This window comes from Catenulispora pinistramenti, from assembly GCF_018274385.1.
GTDB classification, from domain to species: Bacteria; Actinomycetota; Actinomycetes; order Streptomycetales; family Catenulisporaceae; genus Catenulispora; species Catenulispora pinistramenti.
This window is the reverse complement of sequence record NZ_JAAFYZ010000022.1, coordinates 1-17,312: the sequence shown is the minus strand read 5'-3', so window position 1 is coordinate 17,312 and position 17,312 is coordinate 1. Positions and strand designations below refer to the sequence as shown.

Genomic DNA, 17,312 nt, shown 5'->3' with positions numbered 1-17,312 from the left:
CTGTGTGAGAATGGCGCGGTGCCGAAAATCGTCGACCACGACCGCCGCCGCGCCGAGCTCAGCGAGGCCCTGTGGCGGGTGGCGCTGCGGGACGGCTTCGACGCGGTGACGGTGCGCTCGGTCGCGCAGGAGGCGGGCTGGTCGGCCGGGGCGCTGCGGCACTACTTCCCGGACAAGGCCGAGATGGTCCTGTTCGCCGTGGATCTGATCGTCGGCACGGTGCAGGACCGGGTGCGGGAGCTCTACGACAGCGGCGACCGCATACCGGCGCCGGAGGCGCTACAGATGCACCTGGAACAGCTGCTCCCCCTCGACCCGGCGCGGCGCGTCGAATCCGAGGTGTGGTTCGCACTGGTCACACTGGCCCGCTCCGACGCCCGCGTGGCCCGGCGCCGACACGAGATCGACGACGTGATCCGAGGCTCGGTCGAGAGCGTCGTGCTGGTCCTGGCCGAGATCGGACGCCTGACGGAAGGCCGGGATCAGGCCCTGGAGACCCGCCGACTGCACGCGCTGCTGGACGGCCTGGTGATCCAGCTGACCGCCGATCCGCCCCGGCTGACCGCGGACGAGGCGCGGGCGATCGTCGCCGGGCACCTGGCGGACCTCGCCGGGGAGCCCGGCGTCCGGCTCACCAGTTGAAGATCTCGAGGATCCCCGCCAGACCTTCGACAGTTGAACGCACGGTCCGGTTCAGCCCGACCCAGTACTTACCGGTCCACAACGGCGGGAACTTCGGATACAGCGGCTGGAGCAACCGGTACTTCGAGCGACCCGAGGCCAGCACCTTCACCCCCGAGTACCAGATCAGGCCCAGGCCGCAGAACACGAGGTGGATGACCAGCGCGACCGGGGTCAGCAGCCAGGCCAGGACCCAGTAAAGGCCGTAGACGACGAAGGCCAGGGCTATGAGGGGGCTGAACACGACGATGAAGAAGGTCGCGCAGCCGCTGCGCTTCTTCTTCGGCTTCTTGCCCGCCTGAGCCTGAGCCTGGTCCGGACCAAGGCCGGCACCCGGCGGAAGTTGGTCCGGCTGAAGGCCCATCTGCCCCGGCTGGCCGAACTGGCCGGGTTGGCCTAGCTGGCCCGGCTGGCCGAACTGGCCAGGCTGTCCGGGCTGCTGACCGGGCTGCTGACCGGGCTGCTGACCGGGCTGACCGTAGGGCTGGCCATAAGGCTGCTGGCCGGGGCCGGAATACTGCTGCGGCGGGACCTGCGGATACGGCTGCTGCTGGGGATAGCCCTGCGGGGCCCCGTACTGCTGCGGCTGGCCGTGGGCCTGCTGCTGCGGCGGCTGGCCGTAGGGCTGCTGCTGCGGGTACGGGTTCTGGTACGGCTGCTGCTGTTGCTGCGGCGGCGGACCCTGATATCCCTGCTGCTGCGGCGGATACGGGTACGGCTGCTGCTGATTCGGCGGTACCGGCGGCGGCGAGTAAGGGTACGGCGGCTGCTGATTCGGCTGGCCGTGGTTCGGCTGCTCGCTCATCGGTTCCCTCCCCGTACGGCTGACAAGCAGCTGACAGAGTACCGTCAGCTCTTCAGACGTCCAGGGGCGTCCACGACCCGCGGCGCCGACCGGTTGAACGACCGGCGCCGCGGAATGCGAAGCGCTACCGCACCGCCGCTAATTCTTCTGGAAGGGCTTCGCCAGGTCGGCGTCGGCCTGCCGGAAGTTCTGCGAGGTGTTCGTCAGCATGTCGGACAGCGCCTTCAGGGAGCCGTCGATCTCCGTGCGGCCGTCCTTCCACCCCGACGAGAACGAGTGCAGCGCGTCCTCGACCTGGGATGCCCCCATTTGTCCGTCGTACTGGTGCGTCCAGTCGCGCGCGGCGTTCATCCGAGTCCGGATCGACTCCAGCTGACCGCCGAAGGTCTCCAGCGCGTCGACGTCTACAGCAAGATCTGGCATTGCACGCCCCCCTCGTGTTCAACCCATCACGTCAATAGCGAGTGTATAAAGCCGGGATGGCTGCCGAAAGCCCATATGCCGCCCGGAAGACTGCAACCATCCCGAACATCCATGCGTCAATGTGGAGGGAGCATCCTCCTACGGATCTGGGGTGGGGAACATCATGGCGGGGCTCGATGAGCGCTGGCGGGCGGGGCTGACAGCCCTGGTCGCCGTGGCTATACCCATGGCGGCTGGAATCGCGGCCGGGGTGAACGGCAACGGCGACGGGCCGCTGCTTCAAGGCGGCGTAGTGGTCGGCGCGTGCGCCGCGACGCTGCTGGCGACCCGGCGCGGCCTGTGGTGGCTGGTGCCGGCACAGCCGATGATCGTGGTGCCGTCCACCGTCGGCGGGGTGCTGCTGGCCGAGCCGCGCGGCACCAACCACACGAAGCTGGGCACGGACTCTGTGACCGCGCTGCACCACGCGTTCATCATCACGCTGGTGGCATTGGGCGCCGTGCTGGTCGTGGCCCTGGCCAAGGCCGTCTTCGGCCGCGGCGGGGACCGGCAGCCCGGCCTGGCCGGCTCCGAACCCGCGCCCGACGGCGCCCGGCCGGTAGGAGCGCATCGTGGCTGAGAACGAAAACACCGACGGCCTCGATGACCTCCAGAACGCCGACGGCGCCCCGGACCCCGAAACCGTCGAGAGCGGCGAGACCGCTGAGAGCAGCGGTAGCACCGAGAGCGCCGAGCCCGCAGCGCAGCCCGGCCGCGCCGCGGAGAAGTCCGGTACCGCCGCGCGCCGGACGTCCCCGGCGGTCATCGCCGCGCGCGGGGTCTTCGCGGTCGCCGGGGCGGCCGTCCTGGCCGGCTCGGGCATCGCCTGGTACGGCGTGCACAAGCTGGACACCGGCGTGCAGTCGGTGGACACCAGCAAAGTGGAAGTGGCGCACGGCAAGCCGGCGCCGGTGCACAGCGGCCTGGACAAATCCGTCAACATCCTGCTGATCGGCCTGGACTCGCGCTACGCGATGAACGGCGACGCGCTGCCGGACGACGTCGTCCACGACGAACTCCACGCCGGTTCCGCCTCCGACCTGCTCGGCGGCGAGAACGCCAACAGCGAGATCATCCTGCACGTCCCGGCCGGCAACGGGACGCCGACCGCGGTCTCGATCCCGCGCGACGACTGGGTCGACGCCCAGGACGGCTACGGCAACTCCATGGGCACGATGAAGGTGAAGGAGGCCTACGGCAACGCCTACTACTACGCGACCCAGAAGGCCTCCGCCTCCGGCACCTCCGACACCCACGCCCTGGCCAAGATCGGCCACGCCGCCGGGGTCAAGGCGCAGATCGCCACGCTGGAGACGCTGCTGAACATCCCCATCGACCACTTCGCCGAAGTGAACCTGATGGGCTTCTACGACGTCGCCGGCGACGTCGGCCCGGTCCAGGTCTGCCTGAAGCGCCCGACCCAGGACGAGAACTCCGGCGCGAACTTCCCGGCCGGGGTGTTCACGCTCGACACCCCGACCAAGGCGCTGGCCTTCGTCCGCGAGCGCGAGGACCTGCCGAACGGCGACCTGGACCGGACGCACCGGCAGCAGGCCTACATCACCGCGGTCCTGAAGAGGCTCAAGGACCAGGGATTCCTCAGCGACCTGTCGAAGATGGACAGCCTGATCGGCACCGCCGAGAAGGACGTGATCATCGACAGCGGCTGGAACCTGCTCGACTTCGCCGGCAACGCCTCGGCGCTGTCCGACGGCAGCACCTCGTTCCGCACCGCGCCGATCATCACCGACTCGTCGTGGAAGTGGATCGGGAAGAACCACGAGGTCGGCAACGAGATCGACATCCCGACGGTGCAGGCCTTCGTGAAGAGCGCGTTCGCCGACAGCGACGCCACCTCCTCGACCGCCACGACCCCGACGACACCGACCAGCACCGACTCCACCCCGACCCCGGCGCCGACCAGCTCTTCCAGCGCGCAGCACGTCACCGGCACGGCGGTGGTGGAGAACGCCTCCGGCGTCAACGGCGCGGCCGCCAAGGAGGTCTCGGCGCTGAGCGCGCTCGGCCTCACCGCCAGCGTCGGCGACAACATCCGCCCCTCGCACCAGAAGACCACGGTGTTGTACGGGTCCGGCGCGAGCGCCGCCGCGCAGGCCGTCGGGACCCAGCTCGGCGGTGTGACCGCGACCGCCGACAGCACGGTGAAGGCCGGCTCGATCCTGGTCGTCATCGGGACCGACAAGGGCGACTCGATCGCCGCCGGGAACCTGTCGAGCACGCCTTCGACGCCGGGCTCGACCGCCGGCAGCTCGACCGCCGGCAGCTCGACGTCCGGCAGCTCGACGCCTTCGGGATCGTCGACGGCCACCAGTTCCGGGAACGGGGAGAACGGCGGGACGATCACCGGGAACGGACCGGACTCCGTCAACGGGATCCCCTGTATCAACTGATTCCGGACCGGAAAGCCGCGTCGGAACCTGCTTCGAAGGACACTGCCAACCTGCGTATAGACACTTTGTGTGGGACCCGAATACGCCCGATGCACGAGCCACCGGGAGGCGCCCGGATCCAAGATCCCCTCAAGTCCATCAGGAGGGGGTCCCACCATGTCCCGACGCGCATCCCGCGTGCTGGCCTCGGTCGGCGTGCTCGCCGCGGCCGCCGGGGCCATCGCGCTGCCGTCGACGGCCGCTCAGGCGGCCGCCGCCCACGTCAACGGCCACATCGCCTGGCCCACGAACACCGCCGGCTGGAGCCAGTCCGACGCCGACGGCTCCAACGTCCAGACGGTCACGCCGACCGGCGGCGGGTACACCGGCGACGGCCACGTCACGCAGGTCGTCTATTCGGCGGACGGCACCAAGGTCGCGTTCGCGGTGACGGTGCCGGCTGCAAACAACACTCCGGCGAGCGGCGAACTGTGGATCGCCGACGCGTCCGGGGCGAACGCGCGCCGCGTTCTCGGCGGGCAGACCGGCGTGGGCCAGCTGGCCTGGTCGCCTGACGGCAAGAAGATCTACTTCGTGCTGACCAGCCCGAGCACCGCCGGCAAGATCGATGTCGTCGGCACGGACGGGTCGGGCCTGGCCGAGCTGCCCGGACAGGCGAACTGCTGGTCGACCTCGCCGACGGTGGCTCCGAACGGGCGCGTCGTGTTCGCCGAGCAGTGCGCCGGCACATCGATGCCCACGGCCGTGGCCCTCGACCCCGGTGCGACCACTCTGCGCAATCTGGCCTTCCGGCCGCGGTCCCTGGCCTTCTCCCCTGACGGCAACTGGATCGCCTACACCGCGTACAGCTTCGGCCCGGACAGCGGTTTGTTCATCACCCCGGCCGCCGGCGGTGTCAAGATCCAGATCAGCTCCACGACCTTGGGCGGCGCGATCACCTGGTCCCCGGACGGCAAGAGCCTGCTCGCCTGGACCACCAAGGCCAACGGTTCCGGGGGCCAACTCGGCGTCCTGAACAAGGTCGCCGCCAAGGCGAACTCACCGCTGGTCCCGCTCAGCACCCAGGCCGACCCCGACGCCTCCTTCGAGGCCGGCTGGCAGACCGGCGCGAGCACCGCCCCGGCCCGGCCGGTGGCCGACCGGATCGGCGGCGCGGACCGCGTCGACACCTCGGTCCGGGCCTCGCAGTGGTCATTCGACGCCGTCGGCACCGGCGGCCGGCAGGCGGCCAGCGCCGTCATCACCCGCTCGGACCTGGCTGCCGACGCGCTCGCGGGCAACGCGCTGGCCGCCGAGAAAGACGGCCCGCTGTTCATGACCGGCACCACCTCGCTGGACCCGCGGGTGCAGGCCGAGCTGACCCGGATCCTGCCGCGCGGCGCGAACGTCTACATCCTGGGCGGGACCAGGGCGCTGAGCGACGAGATCGACACCCAAGTCGGCGCGTTGGGCTTCACGCCGGTGCGGCTGGCCGGCGACGGCAAGGCTTACGCCGACGACCGTTACGGCACCGCGCAGGCCATCGCCGACCAGATCACCGGCTACAGCAACGTCGGCGGCCACCTGGTCCCGAGCGCCGCTCCGCACTCGGTGTTCGTCGCCACCGGCGTCGACTACCCCGACGCCCTGACCGCGGGCGCGGCGGCGGCCCAGGACCCGGACGGCACCGGCGTCGTGATGCTCTCGGACGGCTCGGCCCTACTGCCGTGGACCCAGGCCTACCTGGCCACGCTCAACCCGGCCACGACCCACATCTACACGGTCGGCGGCCCGGCGACCACCGCGGTGGCCAAGGCGTTCCCGCAGTGGAAGGGCCGGACCACGCCGCTGGCCGGCGCCAACCGCTACGAGACCGCCTACCTGGTCGCCACGCACTCGGTGTTCGGCCCCACGCTCCACGAGGTCGGCGTCGCGACCGCCGCGAACTGGCCCGACGCGCTGTCCGGCGGCGCGCTGATCGGGCTGCAGCACGGACCGCTGCTGCTGTCCGGTCCCAACGGCCTGACCCCGCAGGAGGCGAGCGTCCTGGGGACTCCCGGGCTCGGCGGCATCGCGGTGTTCGGCGGCACGTCCGTGGTCTCCGACAAGGCACTTTCCGCCACCGCCGACCTCGCGTTCGGCGTGGGCGGCTGGGACAAGGGCCTGAACCGTCAGGCTCCGGCGCTCAAGTAGCTCCAGCGCTCAAGTAGCTCCGGCGCTCAAGTAGTCCCGTACTCCATCGCTTCGCGTTCTCTCGTCTGCTGTGCGTCTACTAAGGAACTCCAAGAAATGACCTCACGCATACGCGTCCGCCTGGGCGCGGCCGCGGTGGCCGCGGCCGCGATCGGCGGGATGCTCGCCCTATCGCAGCCCGCGGCACAGGCCGCTCCGGCCTACCAGAACTCGTTCATCGCCTTCGGCGGGAGCGGACCGGGCTGGACGGTCGTCAACACCGACGGCACGAACCAGCACACGATCACACCTTCCGGCGGCGACTACGACCCGACCACCATGGCGGTGTCCGGTCTGAAGTACTCGCCGGACGGATCACACGCCGCCTTCGCGGCCGGCGGCACCGGCAACGCGGTGGCGCTGTGGGTGGCCGCGGCGGACGGCACCGGCGCGCACAAGCTCGCCGCTCTGGACGCCAACGTCTACCAGCCGAAGGTGGCCTGGTCGCCGGACGGCAAGGTGGTCTACTACTCGGCCAACGGCCAGATCTTCCAGGTGAACGCCGACGGCACCGGAACCCCGACCGTCGCGTTCGCCGACTCCGGCAACTGCAAGGACACCTCGCCGCAGACCACGCACAACGGCTACATCTACTTCGCCCGGGCCTGCTCCGGTAAGTCTCCCGCCCAGTACGCCGGCTATGCGATCCACCGGCCGGGCGACCTGCTTCCGGTGCCGACCGGGGGCCAGTCGATCGAACCGTCGGCGATCTCGCCCGACGGCACCCGGTACGTCATGGACTACCCGCTGTCCAAGCCCGGCTCGAACCAGTCGCTGGAAACGTTGATCGTCAACCCGATGAACAGCGACGACATCATGCACCACACGGTCCAACTGGCCCCGGACCACAGCCTGGGGGCACTCGGGTTCGGCCCGTCCGGCGACCTGGTCTACGCGGACACGTCCTACGCCGAGACCGGCGCCGGACAGGACACCTACACCTCGACCATCCAGACCGCGCCGGACGCGGTGAACCAGACCCCGCACACGGTCGTCACGATCGTCGGCGCCAAGCCCGGCGTCATCCCGGTGCAGTTCGTGGACTGGGTCGACGGCCCGGCGAACTTCGGCACCCGGCCGGTCGCCGACCGCGTCGGCGGCGGCGACCGGATCGCCACCTCGATCGCGGCGTCGAAGTGGACGTACGACGCCAAGAACGGCAGCGGCCGCAAGGCCTCCGCGGCCGTCCTGGCCCGCAGCGACACCTTCGCCGACGCGCTCGGCGGCACCGCACTGGCGATCCAGAGCAACGGCCCGCTCCTGCTCACCCCGACCGCCGCGCTCGACAAGGGCGTCGCGGCGGAGCTCACCCGGATCCTGCAGCCGCACGCGACCGTGTACGTGCTCGGCGGCACCTCCGCACTGAGCCCCGCGGTGGCGAACCAGCTGACCGCGCTCGGCTTCTCTGTCAATCGGGTCTCCGGCGACAACCGGTACGCGACCGCCGTCGCGATCGCGACCGAGATCGGCGGGACGCCGCATCAGACCGACTCGGTGCTGATCGCCACCGGCGTCGACTACCCGGACGCGCTGACCGCCGGAGTCGCGGCCGGGCAGGACCGCTACACCGGGATGGGCGAGTCCAACGGCGACAACGGCGGCGTCGTGGTCCTCACCGACGGCACCAGCATGCCGCCGGAGACCGCCGCGTACCTGAAGCAGATCGACCCGCACGTCCAGCACGTCTACGCGGTCGGCGGCCAGGCGGTGAAGGCGGTCTCGGCGGCCTTCCCGAGCTGGACCGGCGTCACCCCGCTGGCCGGTGCGAACCGCTACGAGACCGCGGCCGCGGTGGCCAAGTCGTCGCTGTTCGGCTCCGGTGCCGCGGGCCGCTACCCGATGGTCGGCGTCGCGACCGCGGGTACCTGGCCGGACGCGCTGGCCGGCGGGGCGCTGATCGGCAACCAGGGCGGCCCGCTGCTGCTCGCCGACGCCTCGGGCACACCCGGTTCGCAGAGTGCCATCGTGAGCGCTGCTCACCTGAAGGGGCTGGTCGTGTTCGGCGGCACGGCGGCCGTTCCGGACAAGGCGCTCGCGGCGATCGCGAACAACGCGTTCGGGCTCGGCGCGTGGAACGCGGCGTTCGACCGCGATGCTCCGGCGCTGCCGTAGGTAGTCAGCGTTGAAGTGGCGCGCCTCGACGGTCCACAAACAGGATCGCTCTGGGCGCGCCTTCGTATTACCCGGGAACCGCTTCGTCCTCAGCCGACCCGCCGCACCACGATGACGTTCTCGACGACCATCGCGGTCTGTCCCTCGGGCCCGGCGGCCTCGCGTTCGGGCGCGTCACACCGCTCGACCCGCCAGCCCGCGCCGAGTTCCAGCGAGGCCAGCACCTCTGCGGGCGTCGGGAACCGGATGTCCTGACCCGCCTGCCACGACCACGGCGGCACCGAGGCGTGCTCCACCACGATCAGCAGCCCGTCCGGCGCCACCGCTCGCGCGGCCCGGCGCAGCACCTCGGTGCGCGGGATCTCGATGGGGGTCTGGAAGTAGGTGGCGCTGACCAGGTCGAACTCCCCCTCGGGAAAGCTCTCGGCCAGATCGTGGCGCACCGGATGGACCCGCCCGGCCAGGCTGGCCGCCCACGCGCTCTCGGCGACCCGGTCCAGGGCGGTCTGGGCCACGTCGGCCGCGGTGACGTCCCAGCCGTTCCCGGCCAGCCAGATCGCGTCGCCGCCGTGGCCGCAACCCAGGTCCAGCGCCGTGCCCGGGGTCCGGGCGAAGGCGGTCACCAGGCCTTCGAGCACGACGTTCGGTCTGGTGCCCCAGCGCGGGTCGGCGCGGGAGTAGAAGCCCTCCCAGAAGGTCGCCGAGTCAGTGTCAGTAGCCGAATCAGTGTCAGTAGCCGAGCCAGTGTCAGTGGCGGTGTCAGCATCAGTGGCGGTATCGAAGTGCGGCTGCATGCGGGATTCCTCTGCTCGCGGGTGGTCGCTCCGTCATCGACCGTGCGCCGCGCGCCGCCGGAGTTGCAAGATTCCATGCCGTTTCAGCAACCTGGAGTCATGGCCCTCTCGAAGCAGAACGTCCTGGACGCCGTCGGCCCGCGCCTGCGCGAACTGCGCCGGCGCCGCGGGATGACCCTCGCGGACCTCGCCGAACGCACCGGCATCAACGAGAGCACCCTGTCCCGGCTCGAAGGCGGCTCCCGCAAGCCGACCCTGGAACTGCTGCTCCCGCTGGCCGAGGTCTACGCCGTCCCGCTCGACGACCTGGTCGGCGCGCCCCGCACCGGCGACCCGCGGATCCACCCGCGTCCGGTGAACCGCCACGGCATGACCCACATCCCGCTCAGCCACCCCGGCGGCGTCATGGCCCACAAGCTGCTCATCCCGCCCCGCCCCGGCGTCGAGCCCGACCTGAAAACGCACGAGGGCTTCGAGTGGCTCTACGTCATCGCCGGCCGGCTGCGGCTTCTGCTGGGCGACCAGAGTCTGGTGCTCAAGGCGGGCGAGGCCGCCGAGTTCGACACGCAGGTGCCGCACTGGCTCGGGGCGGACGGCGACCAGACTGTCGAACTCCTCATTCTGTTCGGGAAGCAGGGGGAACGCGCGCATCTGTTGGTCCGGACCGCCTGATTCACGGTCCGGACCACCTGATTCGCCCCTGCGGCGGTCCACGATTTCCCGCCCCCGCTCGCATAGGCTCGTACCAGGCACCAGATCAAAAGCCTGATACGGCTGGTTGTTTCGAGCGACGAGGCAGGGATCCCATGACGCGGCTTGGCACCCGGCACAAGATCATCGTCGCCGTGGTCACCGGCCTGCTCGGCGCCACGTTGTGTAGCGCCGGCAGCGCCCAGGCGATGGATTCGCGGTCCTGGACCGGCGGATCGGATGCCGAGAGCCTGCGATCGGCCCTGGACAGGGTGGTCGCGGACGGTGCGCCGGGGGTCTTCGCGCGGATCGAGGACTCGGCGAACGGCCACGTCACGCCGACCACCGTCTCCGTCGGGCTCGGCGACATCTCGGCCAAGACGTCCGTGGATCCGCGGGGCCGCTTCCGGATCGGCAGCATCACGAAGAGCTTCACCGCGGTCATGGTGCTCAAGCTGGTCGCCGCGGGCCGGGTACGCCTGGACGCCCCGGCGACCGACTACCTGCCCGCCGGACTGCTGCCGGCCGGCTCGACGATCACCGTCCGGGACCTGCTCGACCACCGCAGCGGGCTGCACGACTACAGCAATGCCCTGATCGCCGGCGACACCGTCCGCACCTACCAGCGATTCCGCTACCAGACCTACGACCCGGCCGCGCTGGTGGCGATGGCGGTCAAGCACGGTCCGGACTTCCGCGCCGGTACGTCCTACGAGTACTCGAACACCAACTTCGTCGTCCTGGGCCTGCTGCTCGAACACGTCACCGGCACGAAGTACGCCGACCTGCTGAACCGGGAGCTCATCCAGCCGCTCGGCCTGGAACAGACCAGCTTCGTGGTGCCCGACACCGGGATCTCCGGCCCGCACGCGGTCGGCTACCTCACCCAGGACGACCCGGCCAAGGCCCTGTCCGACGCCACCGCCCAGACCGGATCCTGGATCTGGGCCGCCGGCGCCGCCATCTCCAGCACCGGTGACCTGGACAAGTATCTGCGGGCCCTGACCACCGGCCACGTCCTGCCGCCGCAGGAACTCGCGGAGATGGAGGCCACCACCCCGGTCGACTCCACCGGGGCCTCGCTCTACGGGTTGGGGATGCGCGAGTACAAGCTGCCGTGCGGCGTGGACGTCTACGGGCACGACGGCATCGTCGAGGGCTACGAGACGTACGCGTACTCGACCAAGGACGGCAGCCGGCAGGTGACGATCTCGGCGAACGTGTCGAACAACAACAACGTCTTCGCAGCTTTGCGGGCAGCGCTGAGCCCGGCGTTCTGCGGCGCGGCCAAGACATCGAAAGCCTCGAACACCTCAAACACCTCGAAGACCTCGAAGCACTGAGGTAAATCGCTGGCCCTCGAAAGTCGATATCGGTACCTTCCGCAAGATGATCAGCGCTTCCCATGACGAGCTCATCGCCGCGGCCCAGGCGGTCGTGTATCCGCACCGCGTGGGAGACCGTCTGTTCGGCAACGTCGGCGCGGCGTTGGTCACCGAGGGCGGGAACCTCTACCGCGGCGTGTGCATCGACACCGGTTCGGGGACCGGGTTCTGCGCCGAGCACGCTGCCATCGCCGCCATGGTCACCGCCCGCGAGTATCGGATCGCGCGGATCGTGGCGGTATGGCGCGGGGACGACGGGACTTGGTATGTACTGCCGCCGTGCGGGCGGTGTCGGGAGTTCATTCGGCAGGTGGACTGGGGCAACATCGACACCGAGGTGGTTCTGGGGCGGGCGCGGAGCGCGGCGCTGCGGGAGTTGCTGCCCGCGCACGAATGGCCTGATCCGCTGGACTGAGGTGCACTCGGCTGATTCGCACGTGACAGATTCGCGCTCGGTCGCAGCCGCGTTTCAGCCGAGCCGCCACGGCCGGATCTTCTCGGGGTTCGCCACCGCCCAGATGTGCCGGATCCGCCCGCCCACGATGTCGAACGCGAACACGCTCACGGTGCGGCCGTCCTGCACCGCGACCAGGCCGGGCCGGCCGTTGACCGTGTATTCCAGGAACGTCGCGCGGTCGCGCACCCGACCGGCGAGTTCGGCGTAGGCGTGCGCCACTCGCACGCCGCCCATGATCGGGTCCAGGTGCGCGTTGACCAGGCCGCCGCCGTCGGCGGTCGCGGTGGCGTCCGGGTCGAGCAGGCCGATCAGCGCGTCGATGTCCTGGGCCGCCCACGCCGCCTTGAAGTCGCGCACGATCGCCGCCTGCTCGGTACTCGGTCCGTCCGGCGCCCGCGCGGCACGGATGCGGCGGCGGGCGGACGAGGCCAGTTGGCGGCAGGCAGCCGGGGTGCGGCCGACGATCTCGGCGATCTCGGGGAACGGGAATCGGTACACGTCGTGCAGGACGAACGCCACCCGCTCGGCGGGGGTCATCGCGTCGAGCACGACCAGGAACGCCATGGTCACCGACTCGTCGAGGGTGACGCGGTCCGCCGGATCGAGCCCGCCGGCACCCGGCTGCCCGGTGATCCACTCCCCGGGCTCGGGCAGCGGCTCCGGGATCCACTCGCCCACATACGATTCCCGCCTCACCCGCGCCGACGCGAGCTGGTTCAGGCAGATGCGGCTGGCGACCGTCATCAGCCACGCGCCGGGCGACTCGATCGCCTGTTGTTGCTGCGCGGACAAGGCGTACCAGCGGAGGTAGGTCTCCTGGACGACGTCCTCGGCGTCGGCGAGGGATCCGAGGAGCCGGTAGCCGAGGTTGATCAGCTGACGCCGCTCACTCATGAGCGCGCTCAGGCCGGGATCAGCTTCTCCAGAGTCCGGGTCCGGGTCCGGCTTCGGCTCGGATGGCGCCGTCATAGTGTCCCCGTCTCCTCGCTCGCATCTATGCCCCCACCTATTACGACAAGACAGCCCTCCCCACTGTGAGGCCGACACGCCTCACACTCTGCAGAGCCGTCTTGTCGTATTGGTATGAACGACTCCACGTTTGCCATCCCAGCCTCTGCAGAACAACTGGAACGAGCGGCCGCCGCGCTCCAAAACCGCGGTTTCGCCGTCGAAATCCTCGACGACGTCGCGACCGCCCGCATCCGCCTGAAGAGCCTGATCCCCGCCGGTGCCAGCGTCTTCACCGGCGCGAGCCAGACCCTGCGTGAGTCCGGTATCGACTCCGACATCAATAGCGGAAGCCGATACGACGCCATCCGGCCGCGGGTCCTGGCCGCCGACCGCGCCACCGAAGCGGACACGATCCGCAAGCTGACCGCGACCCCCGACTACGTCGTGAACAGTGTCGCCGCGGTCACCGAGACCGGCTCGCTGGTCCTGGCGTCGGGGACCGGAAGCCAACTACCGGCCAGCGCCGGCGGCGCCGCGCATGCGATCTGGATCGTCGGCGCGCAGAAGGTAGTACCCGACCTGACTACTGCGCTACGCCGGGTAGAGGAACACAGTCTCCCTCTAGAGAGCAAGCGCACAATGGCGGCGTATGGCTCGCCCTCTATTGTGAGCCGCCTGCTTGTCCTCAATAGGGAACTGATTCCGGGGCGTGGCACCGTACTGCTCCTGCGAGAGGTCATCGGGTTCTGATCCACCCTCCGGCGTCAGGGTACGATTCCGGCCATGAACGAGGGCTGGATAGCACCTGAGGTGGACACCTCTATAGCGCACCCGGCGCGGATGTACGACTACTTCCTCTCCGGCAAGGACAACTACCCGGTCGACCGGGCCGCCGCCGCGAAGGTCCTGGAGTTCTACCCCGAGGCGTTCGCGATGGCGCAGGCCAACCGCGCGTTCCTCGGGCGTGCCGTGCGGTATCTGGCCGGTGCGGGCATCCGGCAGTTCCTGGACATCGGCACCGGCATCCCCGGACCCGGCGGGACCGGGGAGGTCGCGCACTCGGTGGCGCCGGGTTCGCACGTGGTCTGCGTCGACAACGACCCGATCGTGTTGGCGCACTCCCGGGCCCTGCTGGTGCAGCCGGATCTGGCGCCGACCACGGTCGTGCAGGCCGATCTGCGGCGGCCCGAGGAGATCCTGGACCACCCCGAGGTGCGCGCCGCGCTGGACTTCGACCAGCCGATCGCGCTGATGCTGGTGGCCGTGCTGCACTTCGTGACAGATGACGAGGACCCGCGCGGGATCCTCGCGCGGCTGCTGAAGGCGCTGCCCTCCGGGAGCTACCTCACGGTCTCGCACGTCACCGACGACTTCGACTCCGAGCGGGCCCGGGCGGCCGCGGCGGCGTACGACAAGGCCTCGGCGCCGATCGTGCTGCGCCCCGAGGCTGCCGTCTCCGGGTTCTTCGACGGCCTGGAGTTGGTCGAGCCCGGGGTGGCGCATCTGCCGTGGTGGCGGCCGGATGGCGAGCCGCCGGAGGGGTCCGAGCGGATCTGGTACTACTGCGGAGTCGCACGCAAGCCCTGACCGACTTACAACGAACTACCACGAACTACTTAGTCACGGCCCGAATATGGGCCCGCTCGCCCTGCCGCCCGATCAGGCTCAGATACTCGACCGGTCCGGCGGCAGTGGCGCCGAACCAATGCGGCGTGCGGGTGTCGAACTCCGCGACCTCCCCTGCTTTCAGCAGGAGGTCGTGTTCTCCGAGCACCAGCCGAAGCGTCCCGTTCAGGACGTAGACCCAGTCGAACCCCTCGTGCGTCCGCAGCTCCGGCTCCTCATCGTCGCCACCGGCCGGCAGCACGAACTTGTACGCCTGGATCCCGCCCGGTCTGCGGGTCAGCGGCAGGATCACCGAGCCGTCCCCGCACGGGATGGGACGCAGGTGCAGGCGCGGGTCGCCGGTCGGCGGCGCGTCGACGAGTTCGTCGAGCGTGACGCCGTGCGCGCGGGCCAGCGGTAGCAGCTGCTCCAGCGTCGGGCGGCGCAGGCCGGCTTCCAGCCGGGACAGCGTGCTGGCCGAGATCCCGGTCTGTTTCGCCAGGTCGATGAGGGTGACGTCACTGCGCTGGCGGAGCCGCTTCAGCCGCGGGCCGACGGCGTCCAGGGTGCGGTCGATGTCTTCGTGGTCGTCCGGCATACCCGCCATTTTGCCATTCGGCAAAGATGTTTGCCTTCCGGCGGCGGCGCCGCGCACCTTGGGAGACGTACCGCCGTCGAAAGGAATCCCATGCCAACCACGATCCGGCAACGCCGCACGATCCTGGCCGCGGTCTGCATCGCGCTCATGGCGGTCATCGCCTCGGTGTCCGGGCTGAACGTCGCACAGCCGGAGCTGTCGACCGCGTTCGGCGCCTCGCAGACCCAGGTCCTGTGGATCATCAACGTCTACACCATCACCCTGGCCGCGCTCCTGCTCCCGCTCGGCGCCCTCGGCGACCGCTGGGGCCGCAAGCCGATGCTGCTGGCCGGCCTGGCCACCTTCGGCGTCGCCAGCGCGGCGGCCGGGCTGGCCACCTCCCCGGAAATCCTGCTGGGGGCCCGGTTCCTGAGCGGGGTCGGGGCGGCGATGATCATGCCGGTCACCCTCGCCGTCATCACCTCGACCTTCCCGGAGGACGAGCGGGCCAAGGCGATCGGCGTCTGGAGCGGCGTGGCCGGAGGCGGCGGCATCCTCGGCATGTTCCTATCCGCGGCCCTGGTCGACCTGGCCAGCTGGCGCTGGCTGTTCGTGCTGCCGGTGGTGCTCGTGGTGGTGGCCGGCGCCATGACGCTGCGCTCCGTCCCCAACTCGCGCCAGGAGTCGGCGCACGGCTTCGACCTGGTCGGCGCCTTGTCCTCGATGGTCGCCGTGGTCGGCCTGGTCTACTTCCTCCAGGAAGGCCCGGCCAGCGGCTGGACCACCCCCACGACGCTGGCGAGCGCACTGGTCGGCGTCGCCGCAGCCGCCGGATTCGTGGCCCGGGAGCTGCGGACCACGGCACCGCTGCTCGACGTCCGCCTCTTCCGCCAGCGCGGCCTGGCCCGCGGCTCAGTGTCGCTCCTGGTCGTCTTCGGCGTCCTGGCCGGCATCTTCGTGGTCCTGTTCCCGTTCTTCGAGGCCGTCCTCGGCTGGTCCGGCCTGCGCTCCACCCTGGCCCTCATGCCGATGGCCCTGCTGATGATGGCGGCCTCCGGCCTGGCCCCACGCCTGGCCGCCGGAATCGGCCGGCACGCGACGATGGCCACCGGCATCGCACTGGCCGGCGCCGGCCTGGTCCTCATGGCCACCTCGGTCAGCGTCTCCGGCGGCTACCTGTCGATCCTCCCCGGCATGCTCGCCATGGGCCTCGGCCTGGGCCTCACGATGACCCCCGCCACCGAGGCCATCACCAGCGCACTCCCCCAGGAACAGCAAGGAGTCGGCTCAGCCCTGAACGACGTCACCCGCGAATTCGGCACCGCCCTAGGCGTCGCCCTCCTCGGCGCCCTGGTCACCACCGGCTACCGCAACGCCATCAGCCCGCGCCTGCACACCCTCCCGTCCCCCGTCGCCGACACCGCCCGCCAAGGCATCGCCAACGCCCTCACGGCCGCCCACGAAGCAGGCCCGCAGGCACAAGCGCTGACCCACGCCGCCCGCGCCGCCTTCATCACCGGCTGGCAGCACGCCATGTGGGCCGGCACGGCGGTGATGGCGGCGCTGCTGGTGTTCGTGCTTGTACTTGGGGCGCGGCGGGAGGGTTCGGTGGTGGCGGTAGCGGGAGCGGGGGCGATAGCGGAAGCGGGGAACGAGAGTTCTGCGAGTGAGGACTTGGTTGGCGAGCTGCGCTGAACGGCTCTGCGCGCCAGTGCTATAGCGGCATCGAGCGCCTGTCCTTATCCGGGACTGTGGGCTGTTCGGGTTCGGGTCTTTTGGGGGGATGGAGTTTGTGGGCCGGGTGCGGTTTGTCTGTGGGTTTTCAAGGCATTTTTACGGCCTTCGGTCGTAGTTGAGCCGGTTCGGGGTTCGGGGCGGCGTGTTTGTTTGTCGGCTGCCGGTTCCCGCGTTCACAACCCCGCCCCACCTCAGGCCTCTTCAACTCCAGCAAGTCCGGGCAAGGGCAAAGGGCCAGATCAAGAGCAAGATCAACAGCCACAGGCAAGGTCAAGATCAAGGTCAAGGTCAAGAGCCATGGTGAAGGGCCGGGCCTCCGGCGGGCCTCGGCAACCTCAGGGAAACTAGCGCGGTTCCCTCGGGTGGCCGATCTAGTCTCAGCGGCTGCGGCCTGTGAGGTGGTGCGGTCCGTTCCCCACGGTCGCGTCGTCAGC

General features: G+C 70.2%; 16 protein-coding genes. 11 read left to right on the top strand and 5 right to left on the bottom strand.

The window, feature by feature from the left end:
• The first annotated feature begins 18 nt into the window (after positions 1 to 18).
• Complete coding sequence (locus tag KGQ19_RS09260; RefSeq protein WP_212008662.1) at positions 19 to 642, top strand: TetR/AcrR family transcriptional regulator; 624 nt, start codon at positions 19 to 21, stop codon at positions 640 to 642.
• Here the strand turns inward: KGQ19_RS09260 and KGQ19_RS09255 are convergent.
• A complete protein-coding gene (locus tag KGQ19_RS09255) occupies positions 632 to 1,486 on the bottom strand; it encodes a hypothetical protein (protein WP_212008661.1) in 855 nt (284 codons plus the stop codon). The two genes, KGQ19_RS09260 and KGQ19_RS09255, sit on opposite strands and share 11 nt — an antisense overlap.
• 138 nt (positions 1,487 to 1,624) lie before the next feature.
• Positions 1,625 to 1,909, bottom strand: coding sequence for a hypothetical protein (locus KGQ19_RS09250; protein ID WP_212008660.1), 285 nt, complete (start codon positions 1,907 to 1,909; stop codon positions 1,625 to 1,627).
• A gap of 163 nt (positions 1,910 to 2,072) precedes the next feature.
• Between KGQ19_RS09250 and KGQ19_RS09245 the strand changes: the two genes are divergently transcribed.
• The 4 genes from KGQ19_RS09245 (at position 2,073) to KGQ19_RS09230 (ending at position 8,682) form a co-directional block, all read left to right on the top strand.
• Positions 2,073 to 2,528 (top strand): DUF6542 domain-containing protein, encoded by a 456-nt coding sequence (locus KGQ19_RS09245; protein WP_212008659.1) that lies wholly within the window; start codon positions 2,073 to 2,075, stop codon positions 2,526 to 2,528.
• On the top strand, positions 2,521 to 4,359 hold the full coding sequence (locus KGQ19_RS09240; protein WP_212008658.1) for an LCP family protein: 1,839 nt from the start codon (positions 2,521 to 2,523) through the stop codon (positions 4,357 to 4,359). Before KGQ19_RS09245 ends, KGQ19_RS09240 begins: the two co-directional genes overlap by 8 nt.
• Before the next feature lie 156 nt (positions 4,360 to 4,515).
• A complete protein-coding gene (locus KGQ19_RS09235; RefSeq protein ID WP_212008657.1) occupies positions 4,516 to 6,531 on the top strand; it encodes a cell wall-binding repeat-containing protein in 2,016 nt (671 codons plus the stop codon).
• A 96-nt stretch (positions 6,532 to 6,627) separates the two neighbouring features.
• Positions 6,628 to 8,682, top strand: a complete 2,055-nt coding sequence (locus tag KGQ19_RS09230; protein WP_212008656.1) for a cell wall-binding repeat-containing protein — start codon at positions 6,628 to 6,630, stop codon at positions 8,680 to 8,682.
• Positions 8,683 to 8,771: 89 nt separating this feature from the next.
• Here the strand turns inward: KGQ19_RS09230 and KGQ19_RS09225 are convergent, their stop codons facing one another.
• Positions 8,772 to 9,476, bottom strand: a complete 705-nt coding sequence (locus KGQ19_RS09225; protein ID WP_212008655.1) for a class I SAM-dependent methyltransferase — start codon at positions 9,474 to 9,476, stop codon at positions 8,772 to 8,774.
• A 99-nt stretch (positions 9,477 to 9,575) separates the two neighbouring features.
• Here KGQ19_RS09225 and KGQ19_RS09220 point away from each other — a divergent pair, with 99 nt between their 5' ends.
• The 3 genes from KGQ19_RS09220 to KGQ19_RS09210 all read left to right on the top strand — a co-directional run bounded on the left by KGQ19_RS09220 (position 9,576) and on the right by KGQ19_RS09210 (position 11,966).
• Complete coding sequence (locus KGQ19_RS09220; RefSeq protein ID WP_230418393.1) at positions 9,576 to 10,148, top strand: helix-turn-helix domain-containing protein; 573 nt, start codon at positions 9,576 to 9,578, stop codon at positions 10,146 to 10,148.
• Positions 10,149 to 10,282: 134 nt separating this feature from the next.
• Positions 10,283 to 11,509: a serine hydrolase domain-containing protein gene (locus KGQ19_RS09215; RefSeq protein ID WP_212008653.1), complete on the top strand. Its 1,227-nt coding sequence runs from the start codon at positions 10,283 to 10,285 to the stop codon at positions 11,507 to 11,509.
• 46 nt (positions 11,510 to 11,555) lie between these two features.
• On the top strand, positions 11,556 to 11,966 hold the full coding sequence (locus KGQ19_RS09210) for a cytidine deaminase family protein (protein WP_212008652.1): 411 nt from the start codon (positions 11,556 to 11,558) through the stop codon (positions 11,964 to 11,966).
• Positions 11,967 to 12,020: 54 nt separating this feature from the next.
• Here KGQ19_RS09210 and sigJ read toward each other — a convergent pair whose 3' ends face one another.
• On the bottom strand, positions 12,021 to 12,977 hold the full coding sequence (gene sigJ, locus KGQ19_RS09205; protein ID WP_212008651.1) for an RNA polymerase sigma factor SigJ: 957 nt from the start codon (positions 12,975 to 12,977) through the stop codon (positions 12,021 to 12,023).
• Between the two features lie 114 nt (positions 12,978 to 13,091).
• Here sigJ and KGQ19_RS09200 point away from each other — a divergent pair, with 114 nt between their 5' ends.
• Both KGQ19_RS09200 and KGQ19_RS09195 read left to right on the top strand, forming a co-directional pair.
• Positions 13,092 to 13,709 (top strand): LUD domain-containing protein, encoded by a 618-nt coding sequence (locus tag KGQ19_RS09200; RefSeq protein ID WP_212008650.1) that lies wholly within the window; start codon positions 13,092 to 13,094, stop codon positions 13,707 to 13,709.
• A gap of 33 nt (positions 13,710 to 13,742) precedes the next feature.
• Positions 13,743 to 14,546: an SAM-dependent methyltransferase gene (locus tag KGQ19_RS09195; protein ID WP_212008649.1), complete on the top strand. Its 804-nt coding sequence runs from the start codon at positions 13,743 to 13,745 to the stop codon at positions 14,544 to 14,546.
• A gap of 25 nt (positions 14,547 to 14,571) precedes the next feature.
• Here the strand turns inward: KGQ19_RS09195 and KGQ19_RS09190 are convergent, their stop codons facing one another.
• Positions 14,572 to 15,162 carry a helix-turn-helix domain-containing protein gene (locus KGQ19_RS09190; RefSeq protein WP_212241711.1) on the bottom strand — a complete coding sequence of 197 codons (591 nt, stop codon included), beginning with the start codon at positions 15,160 to 15,162 and terminating at the stop codon, positions 14,572 to 14,574.
• A 90-nt stretch (positions 15,163 to 15,252) separates the two neighbouring features.
• On the opposite strand from KGQ19_RS09190, the gene KGQ19_RS09185 reads away from it, so the two are divergent.
• Positions 15,253 to 16,836: an MFS transporter gene (locus KGQ19_RS09185; protein ID WP_212008647.1), complete on the top strand. Its 1,584-nt coding sequence runs from the start codon at positions 15,253 to 15,255 to the stop codon at positions 16,834 to 16,836.
• Positions 16,837 to 17,312 lie beyond the last annotated feature (476 nt).

Bases quoted from the DNA above. Each gene is read 5' to 3' on its own strand.
- KGQ19_RS09255 (WP_212008661.1), bottom strand. From the start codon at position 1,486: ATGAGCGAGCAGCCGAACCACGGCCAGCCGAATCAGCAGCCGCCGTAC.
- KGQ19_RS09250 (WP_212008660.1), bottom strand. From the start codon at position 1,909: ATGCCAGATCTTGCTGTAGACGTCGACGCGCTGGAGACCTTCGGCGGT.
- KGQ19_RS09245 (WP_212008659.1), top strand. From the start codon at position 2,073: ATGGCGGGGCTCGATGAGCGCTGGCGGGCGGGGCTGACAGCCCTGGTC.
- KGQ19_RS09235 (WP_212008657.1), top strand. From the start codon at position 4,516: ATGTCCCGACGCGCATCCCGCGTGCTGGCCTCGGTCGGCGTGCTCGCC.
- KGQ19_RS09230 (WP_212008656.1), top strand. From the start codon at position 6,628: ATGACCTCACGCATACGCGTCCGCCTGGGCGCGGCCGCGGTGGCCGCG.
- KGQ19_RS09225 (WP_212008655.1), bottom strand. From the start codon at position 9,476: ATGCAGCCGCACTTCGATACCGCCACTGATGCTGACACCGCCACTGAC.
- KGQ19_RS09220 (WP_230418393.1), top strand. From the start codon at position 9,576: ATGGCCCTCTCGAAGCAGAACGTCCTGGACGCCGTCGGCCCGCGCCTG.
- KGQ19_RS09215 (WP_212008653.1), top strand. From the start codon at position 10,283: ATGACGCGGCTTGGCACCCGGCACAAGATCATCGTCGCCGTGGTCACC.
- KGQ19_RS09210 (WP_212008652.1), top strand. From the start codon at position 11,556: ATGATCAGCGCTTCCCATGACGAGCTCATCGCCGCGGCCCAGGCGGTC.
- sigJ (WP_212008651.1), bottom strand. From the start codon at position 12,977: ATGACGGCGCCATCCGAGCCGAAGCCGGACCCGGACCCGGACTCTGGA.
- KGQ19_RS09200 (WP_212008650.1), top strand. From the start codon at position 13,092: ATGAACGACTCCACGTTTGCCATCCCAGCCTCTGCAGAACAACTGGAA.
- KGQ19_RS09195 (WP_212008649.1), top strand. From the start codon at position 13,743: ATGAACGAGGGCTGGATAGCACCTGAGGTGGACACCTCTATAGCGCAC.
- KGQ19_RS09190 (WP_212241711.1), bottom strand. From the start codon at position 15,162: ATGCCGGACGACCACGAAGACATCGACCGCACCCTGGACGCCGTCGGC.
- KGQ19_RS09185 (WP_212008647.1), top strand. From the start codon at position 15,253: ATGCCAACCACGATCCGGCAACGCCGCACGATCCTGGCCGCGGTCTGC.